The organism is Vibrio sp. 1078-1, from assembly GCF_033340475.1.
The window spans coordinates 1-540 of record NZ_JAWOWM010000786.1 but is presented as its reverse complement, the minus strand read 5'-3'; the positions used below and the strand labels follow the sequence as shown (position 1 = coordinate 540).

Sequence of the window (540 nt, the reverse complement as noted above, 5' to 3'; positions counted from 1 at the left end):
CGAGGGCTAACCGAGGAGAGATTGAAATCCCCCACAACCAACACCTCTGGCTCGGGATAAAGCGCGGTCAGAGTTTCTATGGTTCGCACCAGCGCATTTCTTTGATGCCAAAGCTCGCTGGTTCTTGGTGATGGCGGATGAGCCGCAAACAAAGTGATCGGTGCTTGACCTTTAGGCAACCAAACCGCTCTGATGACTTCTTGTCCATTTGGCGCACGATAAACCGAAACTTCCGTGATGGGGTGTCGGCTAAGAATCATCAAATTTGAAGGGTACCCCACGTCATGTTGGCCACCATAATAATGCGGATAGATATCATCCAACATGTGCAAGAGGCTACCAACTCGCGGCGTCAGCTCTTGCATTACCACCAAATCAGCAGGATGCCTCAACAGATAGTTGATGAACTGATTGATGTCTGAGTTTTCGTAAAAAAGATTGAATTGAATGACGCTCAAAGACTGCGAGCAAGACGCCACATGGCTGCGCTGCGGCGGAACAAGTAACGAGACAAACAAAATAGCGACAAAGGCAGAAAAT

General features: G+C 48.7%; 1 protein-coding gene. It reads right to left on the bottom strand.

Annotation, left to right across the window (positions count from 1 at the left end):
- Positions 1 to 540: endonuclease/exonuclease/phosphatase family protein (locus tag R7190_RS30060; RefSeq protein WP_318138233.1), on the bottom strand; the 540-nt coding region annotated here is incomplete at both ends.